The organism is Hymenobacter armeniacus, assembly GCF_014699055.1.
Taxonomy (GTDB): domain Bacteria; phylum Bacteroidota; class Bacteroidia; order Cytophagales; family Hymenobacteraceae; genus Hymenobacter; species Hymenobacter armeniacus.
The window spans coordinates 508,965-526,961 of the sequence record NZ_JACXAC010000005.1 but is presented as its reverse complement, the minus strand read 5'-3'; the positions used below and the strand labels follow the sequence as shown (position 1 = coordinate 526,961).

17 protein-coding genes are annotated in these 17,997 nt (G+C 63.7%); 10 read left to right on the top strand and 7 right to left on the bottom strand.

The window, feature by feature from the left end:
- The first annotated feature begins 51 nt into the window (after window positions 1-51).
- The 3 genes from IC234_RS16920 (at window position 52) to IC234_RS16910 (ending at window position 3,916) form a co-directional block, all read left to right on the top strand.
- The gene (locus IC234_RS16920) at window positions 52-1,371 is read left to right on the top strand and encodes an O-antigen ligase family protein (protein WP_190926871.1); all 1,320 of its coding nucleotides are present in this window, start codon (window positions 52-54) and stop codon (window positions 1,369-1,371) included.
- A gap of 90 nt (window positions 1,372-1,461) precedes the next feature.
- Window positions 1,462-3,327, top strand: a complete 1,866-nt coding sequence (locus IC234_RS16915) for a BamA/TamA family outer membrane protein (protein ID WP_190926869.1) — start codon at window positions 1,462-1,464, stop codon at window positions 3,325-3,327.
- A 205-nt stretch (window positions 3,328-3,532) separates the two neighbouring features.
- Complete coding sequence (locus tag IC234_RS16910) at window positions 3,533-3,916, top strand: Hsp20/alpha crystallin family protein (RefSeq protein ID WP_190926867.1); 384 nt, start codon at window positions 3,533-3,535, stop codon at window positions 3,914-3,916.
- A gap of 177 nt (window positions 3,917-4,093) precedes the next feature.
- Here IC234_RS16910 and IC234_RS16905 read toward each other — a convergent pair whose 3' ends face one another.
- Together IC234_RS16905 and IC234_RS16900 are read right to left on the bottom strand one after the other, a co-directional pair.
- Window positions 4,094-4,417, bottom strand: a complete 324-nt coding sequence (locus IC234_RS16905; protein WP_190926865.1) for a hypothetical protein — start codon at window positions 4,415-4,417, stop codon at window positions 4,094-4,096.
- 5 nt (window positions 4,418-4,422) lie between these two features.
- A complete protein-coding gene (locus IC234_RS16900) occupies window positions 4,423-4,698 on the bottom strand; it encodes a VF530 family protein (RefSeq protein WP_190926863.1) in 276 nt (91 codons plus the stop codon).
- 97 nt (window positions 4,699-4,795) lie between these two features.
- Between IC234_RS16900 and IC234_RS16895 the strand changes: the two genes are divergently transcribed.
- The 3 genes from IC234_RS16895 to IC234_RS16885 all read left to right on the top strand — a co-directional run bounded on the left by IC234_RS16895 (window position 4,796) and on the right by IC234_RS16885 (window position 6,458).
- A complete protein-coding gene (locus IC234_RS16895; RefSeq protein ID WP_190926861.1) occupies window positions 4,796-5,683 on the top strand; it encodes a glycoside hydrolase family 25 protein in 888 nt (295 codons plus the stop codon).
- A 96-nt stretch (window positions 5,684-5,779) separates the two neighbouring features.
- The gene (locus IC234_RS16890) at window positions 5,780-6,217 is read left to right on the top strand and encodes a septal ring lytic transglycosylase RlpA family protein (protein ID WP_190926860.1); all 438 of its coding nucleotides are present in this window, start codon (window positions 5,780-5,782) and stop codon (window positions 6,215-6,217) included.
- 46 nt (window positions 6,218-6,263) lie between these two features.
- Window positions 6,264-6,458, top strand: a complete 195-nt coding sequence (locus tag IC234_RS16885; RefSeq protein ID WP_190926858.1) for a hypothetical protein — start codon at window positions 6,264-6,266, stop codon at window positions 6,456-6,458.
- Window positions 6,459-6,478: 20 nt separating this feature from the next.
- Here the strand turns inward: IC234_RS16885 and IC234_RS16880 are convergent, their stop codons facing one another.
- The 4 genes from IC234_RS16880 to IC234_RS16865 all read right to left on the bottom strand — a co-directional run bounded on the left by IC234_RS16880 (window position 6,479) and on the right by IC234_RS16865 (window position 10,087).
- Window positions 6,479-6,853: a hypothetical protein gene (locus IC234_RS16880; protein ID WP_190926856.1), complete on the bottom strand. Its 375-nt coding sequence runs from the start codon at window positions 6,851-6,853 to the stop codon at window positions 6,479-6,481.
- Between the two features lie 64 nt (window positions 6,854-6,917).
- Entirely contained in the window at window positions 6,918-7,580 is a 663-nt protein-coding gene (locus tag IC234_RS16875; RefSeq protein ID WP_190926853.1) for an SOS response-associated peptidase, read from the bottom strand.
- 169 nt (window positions 7,581-7,749) lie between these two features.
- Window positions 7,750-9,402 carry an alpha-glucan family phosphorylase gene (gene glgP, locus IC234_RS16870; RefSeq protein WP_190926851.1) on the bottom strand — a complete coding sequence of 551 codons (1,653 nt, stop codon included), beginning with the start codon at window positions 9,400-9,402 and terminating at the stop codon, window positions 7,750-7,752.
- A gap of 229 nt (window positions 9,403-9,631) precedes the next feature.
- Complete coding sequence (locus IC234_RS16865; RefSeq protein WP_190926849.1) at window positions 9,632-10,087, bottom strand: PA2169 family four-helix-bundle protein; 456 nt, start codon at window positions 10,085-10,087, stop codon at window positions 9,632-9,634.
- Window positions 10,088-10,393: 306 nt separating this feature from the next.
- Here IC234_RS16865 and IC234_RS16860 point away from each other — a divergent pair, with 306 nt between their 5' ends.
- From IC234_RS16860 to IC234_RS16845, 4 genes are all read left to right on the top strand, one after another.
- The gene (locus tag IC234_RS16860) at window positions 10,394-12,271 is read left to right on the top strand and encodes an alpha-amylase family glycosyl hydrolase (protein WP_190926847.1); all 1,878 of its coding nucleotides are present in this window, start codon (window positions 10,394-10,396) and stop codon (window positions 12,269-12,271) included.
- Between the two features lie 119 nt (window positions 12,272-12,390).
- Window positions 12,391-13,098: an SDR family oxidoreductase gene (locus IC234_RS16855; RefSeq protein ID WP_190926845.1), complete on the top strand. Its 708-nt coding sequence runs from the start codon at window positions 12,391-12,393 to the stop codon at window positions 13,096-13,098.
- Between the two features lie 96 nt (window positions 13,099-13,194).
- Window positions 13,195-15,015, top strand: a complete 1,821-nt coding sequence (locus IC234_RS16850; RefSeq protein ID WP_190926842.1) for an alpha-amylase family glycosyl hydrolase — start codon at window positions 13,195-13,197, stop codon at window positions 15,013-15,015.
- A gap of 92 nt (window positions 15,016-15,107) precedes the next feature.
- Window positions 15,108-16,514 (top strand): MFS transporter, encoded by a 1,407-nt coding sequence (locus tag IC234_RS16845; RefSeq protein WP_223827731.1) that lies wholly within the window; start codon window positions 15,108-15,110, stop codon window positions 16,512-16,514.
- Between the two features lie 85 nt (window positions 16,515-16,599).
- Here IC234_RS16845 and IC234_RS16840 read toward each other — a convergent pair whose 3' ends face one another.
- Window positions 16,600-17,901: a protoporphyrinogen/coproporphyrinogen oxidase gene (locus IC234_RS16840; protein ID WP_190926840.1), complete on the bottom strand. Its 1,302-nt coding sequence runs from the start codon at window positions 17,899-17,901 to the stop codon at window positions 16,600-16,602.
- Between the last annotated feature and the right edge of the window lie 96 nt (window positions 17,902-17,997).

Genomic DNA, 17,997 nt, shown 5'->3' with positions numbered 1-17,997 from the left:
GCGTGGTTACTTTGTGGCGAAAAGCCCCGCCCACCACCAGAGCCTTCTTTCGTGAACATTGTGCAGCATTACCAGTCCGGGCGTCTTTCGCAATACCTGCTGGGGCTGGCCTGCGTGGCGGGCGTGGTGGGGCTGCTCTCGGCCCGCTTTCTGGTGGCGCTGGCGCCGGTGGTGGGGGTGCTGGCCGTGCTGGCCAACCCCCACCTGCGCCGCGACCTGCCCCGCTACTGGCACAACGGGGCGGCCATGCGCGCGGCGGCCATCGTGGTATTCCTACTGCTGAGCAGCCTCTACACCAGCGAGTGGCCGGTGTGGCGGCACGAGCTGTTCCGCAGCCTGACCTGGCTGGGCGTGCCGCTGGCGTTTACGGCGGCCGTGCCGCTGGCCCGCGGGCAGAGGCTGGCGGTGGGGGCGCTGTTTGTGCTGGGCACGGCGGCCGTGGGCCTGGCCACCCTGGGCCAATACCTCCTACATCCCGAAGCCGCCAACGCCGCCATCAAAATCGGGCAAAACATGCAGGCCGTCACGCGCATTTTCCACATCCCGTTCGGGCTGATGCTGGCACAGGCATTCTTCTGGGGGCTGTTGCTGCGGCGCCACCCACTGGCCGCGCCCTGGCTGCGGTGGGCATTGCTGGCGGCGGCCGTGGTGGCGGTGGCGGTGCTGCACGTGCTGGCCTACCGCACGGGGCTGCTGGTGCTGTATGCCGGTTTGCTGGCGTATGCGGGCTGGCTGCTCACGCGGCGCCACTTGGCGCTGGGCTTGGCGCTGGTGCTGGTGCTGGGCGCGGCGCCCTGGCTGGCCTACCGGGCGCTGCCTTCGGTGCAGGAGCGGGTGGGCGCCAGCGTGTGGGACGTGCAACAGTTTCAGCTCCGGCACGACATCAACAACTACTCGCTGGCCCGGCGCCTAGCCGCGGCCGAAACGGCGGCTTACGTCATCAGCGAGAACTGGCTGGTGGGCGTGGGGCCCGCCGACACCCACGCGGCCATGCTGCGCCAGTATGCCTGGCACGACTACGGCCTGCGCCTCAAAAACCGCGTGGAAGTGCACAACCAATACTTAGAAGCCATGATGGGCGGCGGCCTCATTGGCCTGGCGCTGTGGCTTGCAGTGCTGCTGTGGCCCCTCACCCGGGCCTGGGCGCGGCGCAACCCGGCCCTCTGCTTTTTCATTCTGACCCAGACCACCGTTGCTATGGTGGTCGACATGCTAAGCCTGCAAATCGGCCTGAACCTCTTCGTGTTCGGCTACGGCTTCCTGGTGGTGGCCGGCGAAGAAGCCAGCAAGCGGGCATTAGCCGATGCAGCCGCGGCGCCCTCGCCCGAAACTGCTACGCAACGCCTGGTTTCGGTGCCTGAGCACCGCTAGCCCGACGGCCGAAGCATCGCCTGGGCGCCCGCGTGCCGGAGGGGTTTATCTTCGGGAAATTAAAAGGCGGCTTTTGCGTTAATGCCCAGAATGGTTATCCGGCTACTGTTGCGTTGCGTGGGAATATTGGCGGTGAGCGGCCTGCTCGGCAGCCCGGCGGCCCGGTCCCAAACGCCCAGCCTGAACCCTGCGGCCCCCAACCAGCCCGGCTTAGCCACCCCGCCCCTGCCGCCGCGCGACACGCCGTCGCCGGCCGCTGCGCCGCGCCGCACCCTGGCCCACCCGCGGGTGCTGCTGCTGCAAACCGAAGCCGCCGACCGCCCCATAGTGCGCCGCTACAAGGTGCGCGCCACCGTGCCCGATTCCTTGAGTGCGCTGCGCGAGGTGCGCGACGTGGTGGTGGCCCTGCAGGGCGACGCCTACCTCACGGCCTCGGCCGACGAGCTGCGCTGGGGCCGCGACACGGTGCGCGTGCGCCTGTACGTGGGCGAGCAGTTCCGCTGGGCCTACCTGCGCAACGGCAACCTCGGCGACGGCTTGATGACGCGGGCGGGCTACCGCGAAAAGCTGTTTCGGCAAACGCCGTTCTTGCCCGACGATTGGGCCCGGCTGCAGGAGCGCATCCTCACCGAGGCCGAAAACCAGGGCTTTCCCTTCGCTACTGTGGGCCTCGATTCGGTGCAGCTCAGCGGGCGCGACATTGCCGGGCGCGTGATGCTCAAGCGCGGCCCGGTGGTGATGTTCGACTCGCTGCAGGTGGTGGGCAACACCAAGACCAAAAAGCGCTTTCTGACCAAGTACCTGCAGATTTTTCCGGGGCAGCCCTTTAGCCAGCAGCGCGTGGCCAGCGCGGCCCAGCTGCTGCGCCAGCTGCCCTACCTGCGGCTGCGCGCCGAGCCCGAAATCCGGTTTGCCGGCGGCAAGGCCCGCGTGTACCTGCTGCTCGACGACCGGCCCAGCAACCAGTTCGACGCCATTGTGGGCATTTTGCCCAACGCCAACGCCGACCAGACCGGCGTGCAGTTCACCGGCGACGTCACCATCAACCTGCGCAACATCAAGGGCGGCGGCAAGCAGGTGGGCCTGCAATGGCGTAAGACCGATGCCTTTTCGCAGCTGCTCGACGCCCAGTACGTGCACCCCAACTTCTTCGGCTCGCCGCTGGAAGTGGCGGGCACGTTCAACCTCTACAAGCAAACCAACGACTTCACCACCATTCAGCCGCGCCTGCAGGTGACGTACCCCACGGCGCGGGCTGGCCGCATCAGCTTCTTTGCCGAGCAGCGCACCTCTTCCCTCGACTTTCTGAAGGACACCACCGTGCTGCCCGCCAACCTTGACTCGCAGTACAATTCCTACGGCCTGGCCTATGCCTGGGCCAACCTCGACGACCTGTTTTTTCCGCACCGCGGCGCCCTTTTGCAGCTGCAATCGGCGGTGGGCACCAAAACCATCAGCCAGAACATCCAGCTGCGGCCCGAACTCTACGCGGGCCTGCCGATGCGCAGCACCCAGTACACCTTCGCGCTGCGCACCGAGCGGTACATTCCGGTGAAGCGCGCCGGGGTGCTGCTGCTGCGGCTGCGCAGCGAAGGCCTGCTCAACCCGCGCCTCTACACCAACGACCTGCTGCGGCTGGGCGGGCTGAACTCCTTGCGCGGCTTCAACGAAAACCAGTTCTACACCAGCTCCTTCGCCGTGGCCACGGCCGAATTCCGGCAGTTCATCGGGGCCGATTCCTATGTGTTTCTGTTTGCCGACCAGGCCTACCTGCGGCACGACGTGACCAACGACCGGTTTTCGGACCAGCCCACCGGCCTGGGGGCGGGCCTGAGCTTCCGCACGCCGGCCGGCCTGTTTCAGTTTGTGTACTCGGCGGGCCAGGCCCGGTCCATCGGCCAGCAGTTTGGCCTGAGCAACTCAAAAATTCACTTCGGCCTGACCAGCCGGTTTTGAGGACGACGGGGGCCCTGGCTGCGCCATTTCGTCGGCATTTTTCAGGGGCAAAACCGCAATTTCTGCCAGCGTGGCCGGAACGCTAAAAAACAGCGCGAAAATCCCGCCAATACGACTGATATTCAGTGCCAGTAACCCTCAATTAAGATTGGTACATCATTTGTCATAGCAAGCCCGAAGCCGCTCTTAAAACCGGCTCCTTGCCATGAAACTTATCAGCCCGAAATTCATCCGCTCCATCGCCCCGCAGCTTGACCTGTTCAACACCATTGGCGGCGGCGTGGCCCAGCCCCAGTTGCGCGTCGACCAGCGCCCCAAAGGCGTGATTCTGCGCGTGGCCATGCCCACCGTGCCGGCCGAGAGCTTCCGCGTGGTGCTCAACCAGCAGCGCCTCACCGTGTTCGGCGAGTACCGCCACGAGCCCGATGACCAGCTGGCCGCTCCCCTCTTCGTGCAGACCCTCGACCTGCCCAACAACCTCGACCTGGCGCGCATCGACGCCGTGCACGAAGGCAACGAGCTACAGGTCCGCATTCCCTTCCTCAACCCTTCCGACCAGCAGCGCGAAATCGACATTCGCCACAATTAATACTGGGCCTTTGCCCGAATTAAATTCACTGAACTGCTGTTGATTAACTACCTATAACGCCGGGACCGACCGGCACCGCAGTCCATCGATAACGCCGGGACCGACCGGCCACGTATTGAGTCTCTTGGGTTTCACATTGAGCCACCGCCCACAGCGGTGGTTTTGTTTTTTTGGGGCCTACCCAAACAGCGGCACCAGCAGCACGAAGCTCATGAGCAGGGCCAGGTAGAACCAGCCCATCACCTGCCCGCGGTAGTGCCGCGGCAGCCGGTTGCTGAGCACGAGCATGGCCGCGATGACCAGCACGAGGTGCAGCACAAAAAACACCATCGTCTTCAGCCAGTTGCTCACAATGGTGTTTTCGGGCTGCATCTGGTTCGATTCGCCCAGGCCCGAGGTGAGGTACTGCAGGCCATAGAAGGCCGCCGTTTCGAAGGCCACGAACAGCAGTAGGCCAATAAACAACGACTCTTTCGAGGATTTGGGGGCTACGTCGGCCATGGCGGTTAGGGGCGCGGGCGGCCCTGCACTTCGGCCGAGCGGGCTTTGATGTACAGGGCTTCTACCTTGGCGCGGGCCCAGGGCGTGCGCCGCAGAAACGTGAGGCTGGACTTGATGCTGGGGTTGTCGGCGAAGCAGTTCATGCGCAGGCGCGCATCGAGTTCGGGCCAGCCGTAGGCGGCCACCAGGTACTCCAGAATGGCGGCGAGCGTGACGCCGTGCAGCTCGCTGATGAGGTGGCCCGATTCGTCGCGGGCGTCGGCGGCGCGGAGGAAAGACATAGCAAAGACAGAAAGCTGGAACCGCAAAGTTGGCGAAAAGCCGGCGGCCAAGGCACGATGCCGCCGGGCGGGGCGTTATTTTTGACCCGCACCGCCCATGCCCCATTCGTCCGCCACCCGTCGCGCCGCCCCTTCCGCCCCGTCCCGTGCCCCCCGCCGGGCCTGGCGCCGCCCGCTGCTGGCCGGCCTGCTGGTGGCCCTGGTGCTGAGCGCGATATACTACCGCCGCCACCAGGTGCAGGTGAACCGCTACGCCCGCCGGGCCTGGGCCACTTTCACCCAAAACGGCCTGACGGGCCGCGAGAAAACCCCGCTACTGGCCGGCTATTCGGTACACGGCATCGACGTGTCGGCCTACCAGGGCCGCATCGACTGGCCCGAGGTGGCGCGCAATAAGGTGCGGTTTGCGTTCATCAAAGCCAGCGAGGGCGCCACAATGCGCGACCAACGCTTTGCCCGCAACTGGAAGGAAGCCCGCAAGGCCGGCGTGCTCTGCGGCGCCTACCACTACTTCCAGCCCAACCGCGACGGCCAGGTGCAGGCCGACCTGTTTGCCCGCACCGTGCCCCTGGCCCCCGGCGACCTGCCGCCCGTGCTCGACGTGGAAGCGTCTAACTTTCACGACGTGGCCGTGCTGCGCCGCGAGGTGGCCCGCTGGCTGCGCCTCATCGAGGCCCACTACGGCGTGCGGCCCATTCTCTACTCCAACCACAGCTTCTACCGCCGCCACCTGGCCGGGCACTTCGACAGCTACCCGCTCTGGCTGGCGCACTACGAGGTGGAAAAGCCCGCCATGCCCGCCAACAAGTGGATTATCTGGCAGCACTCCGACGAAGCCTACGTGCCCGGCATCCGCGGCGTGGTCGACTTCAACGTGTTTCAGGGCAGCTTCGAGCAGCTGCAGGCCTTGCGGGTGCCGGCTCCGCGCCCCACCGCCGCGGCCCCGTCCCCGGCCTCCCGAAACCGGCCGGCGCGCCGGCCCTGAACCGGGCCGCGGCCGGGCGCTTGGCGGCAGCTTTGACCGCTCATTTCGCCGTTGGCCGGTATCTTGCCCCAAACAGCCAGCCATTTCACCGCTTTGATGACCTTCCACTCCAGAGCCTACCCGCTGCCTACCCGCCTATTGCTGCTGCTACTCCTGGCGCTGGGCCTGCTGTCGTCGTGCGGCAGCAGCCGCAACGCCGGCAACGACAGCAAAGGCAACTACAGCAAGTTTTCCCAGTCGGGCCTTGGGTCTTACTACGCCGACAAGTTCAACGGCCGGGCCACGGCCAGCGGCTCCATTTACCGACCGGGCCAGATGACGGCGGCCCACAACACGCTGCCCTTCGGCACGGTCATTCGGGTTACCAACACCCGCAACGGCCGCTCCGTCGACGTGACGGTGACCGACCGCGGGCCGCACACCAAGGGCTATATCGTGGACGTGTCGCGGCGCGCGGCGGCGCAGCTCGACATCATCGAGGCCGGCGTGGTGCCCGTGCGCGTGACCGTGGTGCGGGCAGCCAGCGCCCCTTGAGTTGGCCGCGCCATCCATCCTCCCCTATTCAGAAACATTGCTCACGATGAACATCCGCAAAAAAGTCCGCTGGACGCTGCCCCCCGACACCAACCGCTACGCCGCCCTCGACCTCTGGGTACCCGCCGCCGAAGACGAAGGCTGGTCGGAAGATGAAATCCAGTACGTCATCAACGAAGTAGTGGAAGCCGACAACGACGCTGCCGGGCTGGAAGTACTGGCTTGGTACACCGCCCGTTAGTCGCTGTTCAAACAACCTATCTACCGCACTGAGTAGCGCGGCCGGAATGCCTCCCGCAGCCACGCGCCGCTCAGCGCGGCCAGCCCTCCCGCCAGGCCCGCAATCAGGCCCGCCACGGCCACCAAAGCTGGCACCGAGCCGCCCAGCGGCAGCAGCTGCGCCACGCGGTGGGCCAGCAGACCGTTGTTCTGGTAAGCCAGCCAGGCGGCGGGCAATATCCAGCTGAGCGCTGAGCCCGCAAAGCCCGCCCAAAACGCCGCCTTGCCGCTGGGCGCCACGGCCAGACCGACTACAAAAGCCACCACGGCCAGGCTCCACCACGGCAGGTCCAGTTGCAGGGCCGAAGCCAGCACGAGAATGAGAATCGGTAAAAGCCAGGGGTTGCGCCAGTTCATGCGGGCAAGATAGTGCTTTGCCAATTAAGGCCTCGCATCGACAGACGGCGCATGCAGCCGTAGCTCAAGCGGCCGCCAGCACCTCCGGGTCGTTGTTGGCCGGCGAGTTCACGCGCTTGCTGATGACGTATTCCTGCATGGCCGATGCATCGTAGGGCATCAGCTGCTGCTGGTGGGCGGCCAAGCCCAGTCCGTCGTCGAGCCAGGCCTGCTCGGCGGCGCGGGTGGGCAGAATGACCGGCATGCGGTTATGTATACTGGCCATCAACTCGTTGGGCTCGGTGGTGATGATGGTGAAGGTGGGGTGCACCTCGCCGGTGCCGCGGTCCACCCACTCATCCCAGAGCCCGGCGAAGGCGAAGGGCTGCTCATTGCGCAGCAGGATGCGGTGCGGCACCTTACCGGCCGGCGTGGCCTGCCACTCAAAGAAGCTGTCGGCCAGCACCAGGCAGCGCTTGCGCCCCAGCAGCTGCCGGAAGCTGGGCTTTTCGGCCAGCGTTTCGGCGCGGGCGTTGATGGGCTTGGGGCCGGCGGCGGGGTCCTTGCTCCAGCCGGGCACCAGGCCCCAGCTCAGCAGCTGAATCTGGCCGGGGGCGGTGTTGGTGATGACGGGCAGGCGCTGCGAGGGCGCGGCGTTGTAGGTAGTGGGCGCCGGCTCCGCGAACGTGGCGTCGAAGCGCTGCTCAACGGTTGGGGCGGGGGCGATGAAGGTGTAGCGACCACACATGGCAAGGAAGGGAAATAGTGGAAAGGAAAATAGCTGTCATCCTGAACGCAGTGAAGGACCTTACCACGCCCGGACGAGTCGTTTATACGACAATCGTTCCGACGTGGTAAGGTCCTTCACTGCGTTCAGGATGACAGCCGACCTCTAGTGGGCCAACCGTCCCGCTTGCTTACGCTTTATACAGCAGCTCGTAGTAATCCTTGGCCATGCGTCCGCTCTCGAACTCCGGCTCCACGTCTTTCATGGCGGTTTTCACTACTTTCAGGAAGTTCTTGGGCTGGTCGTAGTACAGCGGCAGCACGGTGTTTTCGAGCACGTCGAGCAGGGTGGTGGCCTCCTGGTCATCCTTCACGTTTTCGGGCAGGTTTTCATCGGCGTGGGCGATGAGGAATCCGTTTTCACCGTCGCGGCAGAACTCCGGAATCCAGCCGTCGGCGATGCTCAGGTTCACGCTGGCGTTCATGGCGGCGGTCATGCCGCTGGTGCCGCTGGCCTCGCGCGGGAAGCGGGGCGTGTTCAGCCAGATGTCGGAGCCCTTCTTGAGAGCCGCCGACAGGCCCAGCTCGTAGCCCGTGAGCACGGCGCAATTTGGCAGGCTGGCAGTGCGCTTGATGATGTCGTTGAACAAGGCCACCGCGCCAAAATCCTTCGGGTAGGGCTTGCCGGCCCAAATCATCTGGATGGGGCGCTGGGTGTTGCGGGCCAGCTCCACGAAGCGCTCGAATTGGCGCAGAATGAGGTCGGCGCGCTTGTAGCCGGCAAAGCGGCGGGCCCACACGATGGTGATGACGCTGGGGTCGAACACGTTGCCGGTCTGGTCGGCCACAATCTTGAACAGCTCCTTTTTCAGCTCCTGCTTGCGGGCCAGCAGGGCCGCGTCGTCCTTGCCTTTGAGCGCGGCGGCCAGCTGCGGGTCGCGCCAGTAGGTGCCGTTCTGGCTGTTGGTGATGGGAATGATGGGGCAAATGCCTTCGTAGTGGCCCCACATTTCGTTGGCCACGCGGCCGTGCACCTTGCTCACGGCGTTGGCCTTGCGCGCGAAGCGCAGGGCCGTGAGCGTGTAGTTCAAGGCGTCGCCCTCGCCGATGCGGGCCACGCGGCGCACTTCCTCCTCGGGCATGGTACCGAAGAAGGTCATGTCCGTCAGCAGCTTCATGGGGCGCTCCTCGTTGCCGGCCAGCTCGGGCGTGTGCGTGGTGAACACCAAGCGCTTCTGCACTTCGGCCAGGTCGCGGCCGTGCTTTTCGTAGAGGTAGAACGCCAGCGGCAGGCCGTGGCCCTCGTTGAGGTGGTACACGTCGGTTTTGCGGCCGAGCTCATCGAGCAGCTTGCCGCCGCCCACGCCCAGCAGGATGCTCTGGGCCACGCGGGCCGCGGCGTCCGGGTCGTAGAGGTGGTGCGAGATGGTGCGCGAGATGTAGTCGTTCTCCGGAATGTCGGTGGTGAGGAAGAACATGGGCACGGTGCCGAACACCTCGGGGGCCAGGTACAGGGCCTTCACCTGCACGTCGGCGCCGTGAATGGTGATGGGAAACACGATGCCCGTGTCCTGCAGAAACGAGTAGTGCTTCTGGCGGAACTCGGCGCGCATGGTCTGGTCTTCGGCGCGGCCCTGGTCGTAGTAGCCGAAGCTCCACAGGATGCTGATGCCCACCAGGTTCTGCTTCAGCTCGAAGCCCGAGCGCATGTGCGAGCCGGCCAGAAAGCCCAGGCCGCCGGAGTAGGTTTTCAGGGCCTGGTCGACGGCGAACTCCATCGAGAAATACGCCGCAGCCGTCTTGTATTTGGCGGCGGGCGCGTAAGGTTTGAACGTAAAAGCCATAGAGAAACACAGTGCCAGCCGGGGCTGGCATTATAAGAAATGCGGGGTGAAATTGAAAATGCTACCAGCCAAGCCGTAGCGAAACGAAGCCGCAATGTGCAAACGTTTCGACAAATAACGTGGAAGCCCAATATTAAGCTTGCTCCGCAAACGCACACCGGCTGAGCTTAAGAAGCTCGTTCTTAAGCTACAACTGACTTAGCGCAAATGCCCTGGCTGCTGGCCAATGCTAGCCCACGCTGGCCACGCCTTTCAGCTGCTGCAGCTTGCGCAGGGTTTCCTGCGAGGTCTGGTGCTGGCGCTCCACGGCCTGGCGGGCGGCCCCGGCGAGCTCCGACGATTCCAGCGCCTCGGTGTAGGCCTTGATGGCCCATTCTTCGCCGTATATGTTAGAATCGAGAATGCTGGCTTCGCTGCGGTTGGTGACAATGGATTTGGCATCCATAAACCCGCGGTAGAACTTGCCTTTGAGCGTGGTGCTGCTTTCGGCGTCGCCGCCGGCGGCTTTGGCAAACCCGTTCAGCTCGCTCACAAACTGTTCGCTTTGCTGCGCCAGTTGCTGGTAATAGGCGTGGTTCTGGGCGTCTTTGGTTTCGTGGGCGGCGGTTTTGTAGCCTTCGATGCGGTCGTTGACGAACAGAGTCAGCTCGTTGAGGGTATCAGCTAGTTTGGAGTTTTCGGTCATGGGCGTGCGGGGGTGGTTGGAGGGGGCAATTGTTGCGTGGGGCGAGCCGGCGGGTGGGCTCCGGCAACATTTCCTAACGAAGGCGGGCAAAGCCGAGTTGGGAACAATCTGCTAATCATTCGATAAATACCAAATCGGGGCCAAGAAGCCGGACGCCTCTTCTGCCCGCCAAACCAGCCACCTCCCCCACCCGCTGCCGGTTTGGGAGGTGCCGTTGCCTGGCCCACCGCCCTTCTTCTGCGGGGTGCATATCGCCAAAATCGTACTTTTGGTGCGCAAACGTTTCCACTGGTCGCACTGCTCCCCATGAAAGTCCCTCATTTGTTACTGGTTGCGGCATTCGCGCTGGCCGCCGCTTCCCCGCTTTCGGCCAAAATGATGACGCCGCCCGCCGCTGCCACCAAGGCCACTGCTGGCATCCGCATCGACCCTACCTACTGGTGGGTGGGCATGAAAAACCCCAAGCTGCAACTGTTGGTGCACGCGCCCGGCGTGGGCACCAGCGCCGCCAGCCTGGCTTCGTATGCTGGCGTGACGCTCGAAGGCACCCAGAAGCTGGAGAACCCCAACTACCTGGTGGTCAACCTCAACATTGGCCCCAACGCCCGGCCGGGCCAGCTTAAGCTCACCTTCAAAGGAGCCAAAACACTGAACTACAGCTACGAACTGCGCGCCCGCAACACCGACCCGCAGCGCACGCAGGGCCTCACGCAGGCCGATTTCATCTACATGCTGATGCCGGACCGGTTTGCCAACGGCGACCCGAAGAACGACGTGGTGAAGGGCACCCGCGCCCCCCGCGTGGCCCGCGACTCGATGTACGCCCGCCACGGCGGCGACCTGAAGGGCATTGCCAACCACTTCGCCTATTTCAAGCAGCTGGGGGCCACGGCCATCTGGCCCACGCCCATCGTGGAAAACGACATGCCCAAAGCCAGCTACCACGGCTACGCCGTGACGGACTGCTACAAGATTGACCCGCGCTACGGCTCCAACGCCGAGTACCAGCAATTTGTGAAGGACGCGCACGCGCAGGGGCTGAAAGTGGTGCAGGACATTGTGCTGAACCACTGGGGCAGCTACCACCACTTGTTTCTCGACAAGCCGGCGGCCGACTGGTTCCACCAGTTTCCCACCTTCACGCGCAGCAATTACAACGCTTTCGCCCTCAACGACCCGCACGGCTCCAAGCGCGACTACCAGCTGTTCAACGACGGCTGGTTCGATACCACGATGCCCGACGTGAACCAGAGCAACCCGCTGGTTTCCACCTACGTGATTCAGAACTTCCTGTGGTGGGTGGAGTCGACAGGCATCGACGGCTACCGCATCGACACCTATCCCTATTCCGACCCGCAGTTCCTCATGGCGTTTGGCCAGGCCATTGGCGACGAATACCCCAAGCTGGCGCAGTTTGGCGAGGCCTGGGAAGGCACTGAGGCCGAGCAGGCGTTCTACGCCCAGAACATTCTGCCGCCGGTGAATGGCTTTAAGTCGAACCTGCCCGGCGTACTCGATTTTCAAATCAGCTTCGCGATTTCGGACGCACTCAAGACCGAAAACGGCGACCTGAGCAAGCTTTACCACGCCCTGCAGGCCGACTGGCTGTACGTGGACGCCACGCGCAACGTGCCCTTCCTCGACAACCACGACATGAGCCGCTTCTACTCGGTGATTGGCGAAGATTTCAACAAGTTCAAGACGGGCATTGCTTGGCTGCTCACGCTGCGCGGTACCCCGCAGCTGTACTACGGCACCGAGGTGCTGATGAAGAATTTCTCGAACCCCGACGGCAAGGTGCGCGAAGACTTCCCCGGCGGCTGGGCCGGCGACAAGCTGAACTACTTTGTGGCGCGGCCCGGGCAGGCGGGCGAGGCCTTCGACTACGTGAGCAAGCTGGCCAACTACCGCAAAACGCACCCCGTGCTGAGCAGCGGCAAGCTGATGCAATTCATCCCGCAGGACGGCGTGTACACGTATTTCCGCTACAACGACGCCGGCGAGTGCGTGATGATTATCGCCAACAACACGAAGGACGCAAAGAAGGTGGACGGCACACGCTTCGCCGAGCGGACGGATGGTTTCTCTTCCGGGGTGGAGGTGGTGAGCGGGGCAACTATCAGCGACCTGAAGACCTTGAACGTACCGGCGCACACGGCCTGGGTGGTGGAGCTGCGGAAATAGCGCGAGGTTTCGCGAGGGTAAGGAAGGTTTCGCGAGGTGCCTAACGCCTGCTTTGTAACTTTCTTAAATCTCGCGAAAACCTGGCGAAACCTCTTTTAACCTCGCGAACCCTTGCGCCCATGACCGACCTCACCGACCAAGTAGCCATCGTGTCCGGCGCCAGCCGCGGCATCGGCAAAGCCATTGCGCTGCTCCTGGCCCTGCAGGGTGCCAAAGTGGTGGCCGTGGCCCGCAGCGAGCAGGAGCTCGAAGACCTGACCCACAAAACCCGGGGCCTGTGCATCGTGGCCGACATTGCCGACGAGGAAGACGCCCAGCACGTGGTGGCCGAAACCCTGCGCCACTACGGCCGCCTCGACATCCTCGTCTGCAACGCCGGGGTGGGTTCTTTCAACGAATTAGAGCACTTTGAAGCCGCCGAGTGGGACCGGATTTTTGACACCAACGTGAAGGGCACGTTTTTGCTCTGCAAAGCCGCCGTGCCTCATCTCAAGCAACAGAAGCGCGGCCACATCGTGGGCATCACCTCCGACGTGGCCCGGCGCAGCTTCGCGCACGGCACGGCCTACGGCGCCAGCAAGTTTGCCCAGGATGCCGTGCTGGCCAGCCTGCGCAAAGAGGTGCGGCCCCACGGCGTGAAGGTGAGCACCATCTACCCCGGCCTAGTCGACACTTATTTCAACGACACCAAACCGGGCAGCCCCGAAGCCGAGAAAACCCACCTGCGCCCCGCCGACGTGGCCCAGGCCGTGCGCTACGTGCTGGAGGCCCCCGCCCACGTGGTGGTCGACGAGCTGATGCTGCACCCGCTGACGCAGGAGTGGTAGCCTGGCAGTGAACAGGTATCAGCGAGCAGTTAATGACGCGCTCGACTGCTAACTGCTCACTGATAACTGTTCACTGACCTATTATCTTGCCGCATCATGAAACAACTGTTGCTGGCTGGCAGCCTCCTCACCCTGGCTGCATTCGCTTTGCCCAACCCGCCCGTGGCCAAAAAACCCACCGCCCAGGACCCCAACACCACCGCGGAAGTCCCCCAGGACAACAAGCTCGTCATCTACCAGGTGATGACGCGGCTGTTCGGCAACAAAGTGGCCCTGAACAAGCCCTACGGCACCATCACGGAGAACGGCTGCGGCAAATTCAACGACATCACCGACAAGGCCCTCGACGAAATCAAGAAGCTGGGCGTGAGCCACGTGTGGTACACCGGCGTGCTGGAGCACGCCACCATGACGGACTACACCTCGCAGGGCATTCCGGCCGACGACGCCGATGTGGTGAAGGGCCGTGCGGGCTCGCCCTACGCCATCAAGGACTACTACGACGTGGCCCCCGACCTGGCCGTGACGGTGAAAAACCGCATGCCCGAGTACGAAGCCCTCATCAAGCGCACCCACGACCACGGGCTGAAGGTGCTGATGGACTTCATTCCGAACCACGTGGCCCGCTCCTACAAGTCGGACGCCAAGCCCCAGGGCGTGGTGGACCTGGGCGCGATGGACGACAAAACCAAAGCCTTCGCGCCCAACAACAATTTCTACTACCTGCCCGGCAAGAGCTTCGTGGTGCCGCCCGACTACAACCCGCTGGGCCCCGGCAAAGGCCCGCGCGAAGACGGCAAATACACCGAAACGCCCGCCCGCGCCACCGGCAACGACGTGTTTTCGGCAACGCCCAGCGTGAACGACTGGTTCGAGACCATCAAGCTGAACTACGGCGTGGACTACCAGAACGGCCGCAAGGGCTACTTCGCGCCCGTGCCCGACACCTGGAAGAAGATGCGCGACATCCTGGTGTTCTGGGCGGGCAAAAACGTGGACGGTTTCCGCTGCGACATGGCCGAAATGGTGCCCGTGGAGTTCTGGGCCTGGGTAATTCCGGAAGTAAAAAAGGTAAAGCCCGGCATCGTCTTCATCGCCGAAGCCTACAACGCCAAGGAGTACAAAACCTACCTCTCCACCGGCAAATTCGACTTTCTCTACGACAAGGTGGGCCTCTACGACGGCCTGCGCAAGCTGATGACCGGCACCGGCACCACCGAGGACATCACCAAAGTGTGGAAAGAAGAAAGCAACGGCTTCTCGTCCAAAATGCTGCGCTTTCTGGAAAACCACGACGAGCAGCGCATTGCCTCCAAGGACTTTGCCACCGACCCCAAACGCGCCGTGCCGGCCATGACCGTGACGGCCACCCTGGCCAGCGGGCCGGTGATGCTCTACTTTGGCCAGGAAGTGGGCGAGCCCGCCCACGGCGCCGAAGGCTTCAGCAGCGAAGACGGGCGCACCAGCATTTTCGACTACTGGGGCGTGCCCGAGCACCAGAAATGGATGAACCAGGGCAAGTTCGACGGCGCCAAGCTCAGCCCCGAGCAAAAAGACCTGCGCCAGTTCTACGCCCGCCTGCTCACCGTCACCAGCCAGAGCGAGGCCTTGCGCAAAGGCCGCTTCTACGAGCTGCAGGACGCCAACAACTTGGGCAAAGAGTACGACCAGCGCCGCATCTATTCTTACCTGCGCTACACCGACAAGCAGCAGGTGCTGGTGGTGGTCAATTTCTCGGCCGACAAAACCTACCGGCCCACCATCACCATCCCGGCCGAGGCCATGGCGGCCATGGGCCTGAGCACCAAAAAATTCTACACCTACACCGACCTGCTCGACACCGACGAGCCCCGCAACGGCCTGAACCTGACGCTGGCCCCGCTGTCGGCGTACATTTTCGAGATAAAGCCGCGCTAACGTTTGCGCAATGCCGCCTAAACTCCTAAATTTGAAGGCTGTGGTGCTCCGGTTACGGGCGTGTCGCAGCCTTCACACTTTCCTCCTTTCTCATGGCCGCTCCCACCGCCGCACCCACTACTAGCACCAGCGTCAAGCCTCGCCTCAGCTTCTGGCAAATCTGGAACATGAGTTTCGGCTTTCTGGGCATTCAATTCGGCTTCGCGCTGCAAAACGCCAACGTCAGCCGCATTTTTGAAACGCTGGGCGGCACCGAAATTGCTCTCTACTGGCTGGCCGCGCCGCTCACCGGCTTGCTGGTACAACCCATCATCGGCTATCTGTCGGACCGCACTTGGAGCCCACGCTGGGGCCGGCGGCGCCCATTCTTTCTGGTGGGGGCCATTCTGGCCTCCATTGCCCTGCTGGTGATGCCCAACGTGACGGCGCTCTGGATGGCCGTGGGCATGCTCTGGATAATGGATTCCAGCATCAACATCAGCATGGAGCCTTTCCGGGCGCTGGTGGGCGACCTGCTGCCCTCCGAGCAGCGCACCACCGGTTTTGCTGCGCAAACGTTTTTCATCGGCGTGGGCGCAGTAGTGGCCTCGTCGCTGCCGTGGGTGTTCACCAACGTTTTTCACGTGGCCAATACGGCCCCGGCGGGAGAAATTCCGCCCTCGGTGCGCTATTCTTTCATTATTGGTGGCATCGTTTTCTTCCTGGCTGTGCTCTGGACGGTGCTGCGCACCAAGGAATACCCGCCCGAAAACATAGCCGAGTTTGAAGCCGAAAAGGCGCGCAGCGCAGGCTTCGCCAACGGTTTCCGCGAGTCGTTCATGGGCATTTTCGAAATGCCCAAAACCATGCGCCAGCTGGCCGTGGTGCAGTTTTTCTCCTGGCTCGCGCTGTTTTCGATGTGGATTTACACCACGCCGGCCATCACCAGCCACATTTACCACACCTCCGACACTACCTCCAAGCTCTACAACGAAGGGGCCGACTGGGTGGGCATTTGCTTCGCCGTCTACAATGGCGTGTCGGCCCTGGCGGCGCTGCTGCTGCCGGCCATAGCCCGGGCCACCAGCCGGCGGTTCACGCACATGCTGTGCCTCACGGCGGGCGGGCTGGGCCTGATTTCCATGTACTTCATTCAGGACCCCAAGCTTTTGCTGCTGTCGATGGTGGGCGTGGGCGTGGCCTGGGCCAGCATTTTGTCGGTGCCCTACGCCATGTTGGCCGGCGCCTTGCCCAGCAACAAGATGGGCTACTACATGGGCGTGTTCAACTTTTTCATCGTGATTCCGCAAGTGGTGGCCGGCCTGATTCTGGGCTTTTTCACCAAGCACCTGTTTCACAACGAATCCATCCTTACCTTGGTGCTCGGCGGCGTGTCGATGATAATCTCGGGCCTGCTCACCCTGCGCGTCAACGACGCCGACGACATCAACCTGCCCGTGCAGGAGCCGGCCGAAACTCTCGGCTACGATGCCCTGGCCCCAGCCAATCCGCAGGTGTAAAGCAGCTGCATTAAGCCCAAAAAGGTCGCTTCTGGTTTGGAAGCGACCTTTTTTGTTTTGGCAATTCATTGCAGGCAAACCTTCCTCAACCCTTAGCAATCATCTCGGCCACCTCCCGGCCCGTGGCCAAAGCGGCGTTGAGCGACGGGTACGCGGCCCAGTCGCCGCACCGGTACAGGCGCTCGGCCAGCTTGAGGGGCTGGCGCACGGGCTGGCCCGCCAGGTACACCGGCAGCGCCGCCGCGATGCGGTAGCTGCGCAGGTGCTGCCACTGCCGGGCCGCCGGACCAAACCACGCGGCCAATTCCTCGCGCACGCCGGCCGTGAGCTCGGCCTCGCTCAGGCTACGCTCGCCGTGGGTGCTCACCGATATCAGCGAGCGACCGGCCGGGGCGTAGTCGCCGCTCACATCGGCTGGGAAAGCCACGTTGTGCGCGAGGGCATGGGAGGAGGCATTGAGGCGCAGCAACTTGTCGTTACGGCCCGGCGAGTGGCCGCCGGAAGTGGCAAAATACGTGCAGGTGGTGATGCGCGCCGCCGTGGGGAAGCTGGCCGCTTCGGTGCTAACGGCATCGGCGGGGTTCCCACTGCGGCCCGCCAGCAGACGCAGGGTCGTTAGGCCGTCGGTGGCCAGCACGATTGCGCTAGCTTCCACGACCTTGCCTGAACTTAGCCGCACCTGCGAGCCGTCGACAATGGCTGCCACGGGTGCGTTGAGCTGCACCGTGCCGGCGGGCAGGCGGGCCGCCAGCTGCTCGGGGAGTTGCTGCATGCCAAGGGCCGGCACGGCGGCTTCGCCCGTCACGAACTGCTGAAACACGAACTCAAAGAAATTGCTGGCCGCGGTGAGTTCGCGGTCCAGAAACACGCCGCCGAAAAACGGCTTGAAGAACGAGTTTATCATCTGCTCGCTCCAGCCGTAGCGCTGCAGAAACGTGAGCGTGTCGGTGGCCGGGCGGGCCAGCAGCTCCTCGGGCTTGTATTTCAGCACGTGCCGCACCAGGCTGAGGATGCGCAGCTTGTCGGGCAGCGTGCCGATGGGCGAGGCCAGCGCCGAAAACGCCGCCAAGGGCCGCTGCAACGGGTTCTCGAGGGTAGTTTCTTGGCCGTCGGGCATTCGGATGACGGCCCCCGACCGAAACGCCCGCAGCTTCAGCGCGCCGTAGTCGAATAGGCGCCGGGCTTCGGGGTAGTTGGTTTGCAGCACCTGAAAGCCACGGTCGAGCCGGAAACCCTCGGGCGTGAGGTCGGTGCGCACGCGGCCGCCCACGCCGTCGGCAGCTTCGAGCACCAGCACCGGGCGGCCGGCGCGGTGCAGCCAGGTGGCGCACGAGAGGCCGGCCATGCCGGCGCCGATAATGATGATGGGAGGGGAAGAAGAAGTCATGGGCAAAACGTGCGTGCAAACCTGTTTTTCAATCTCTGAGTGTACCAGAAAGGCGCGCAACTTGTCGGCGGCAAGGGAGCATCATCATTATACGCG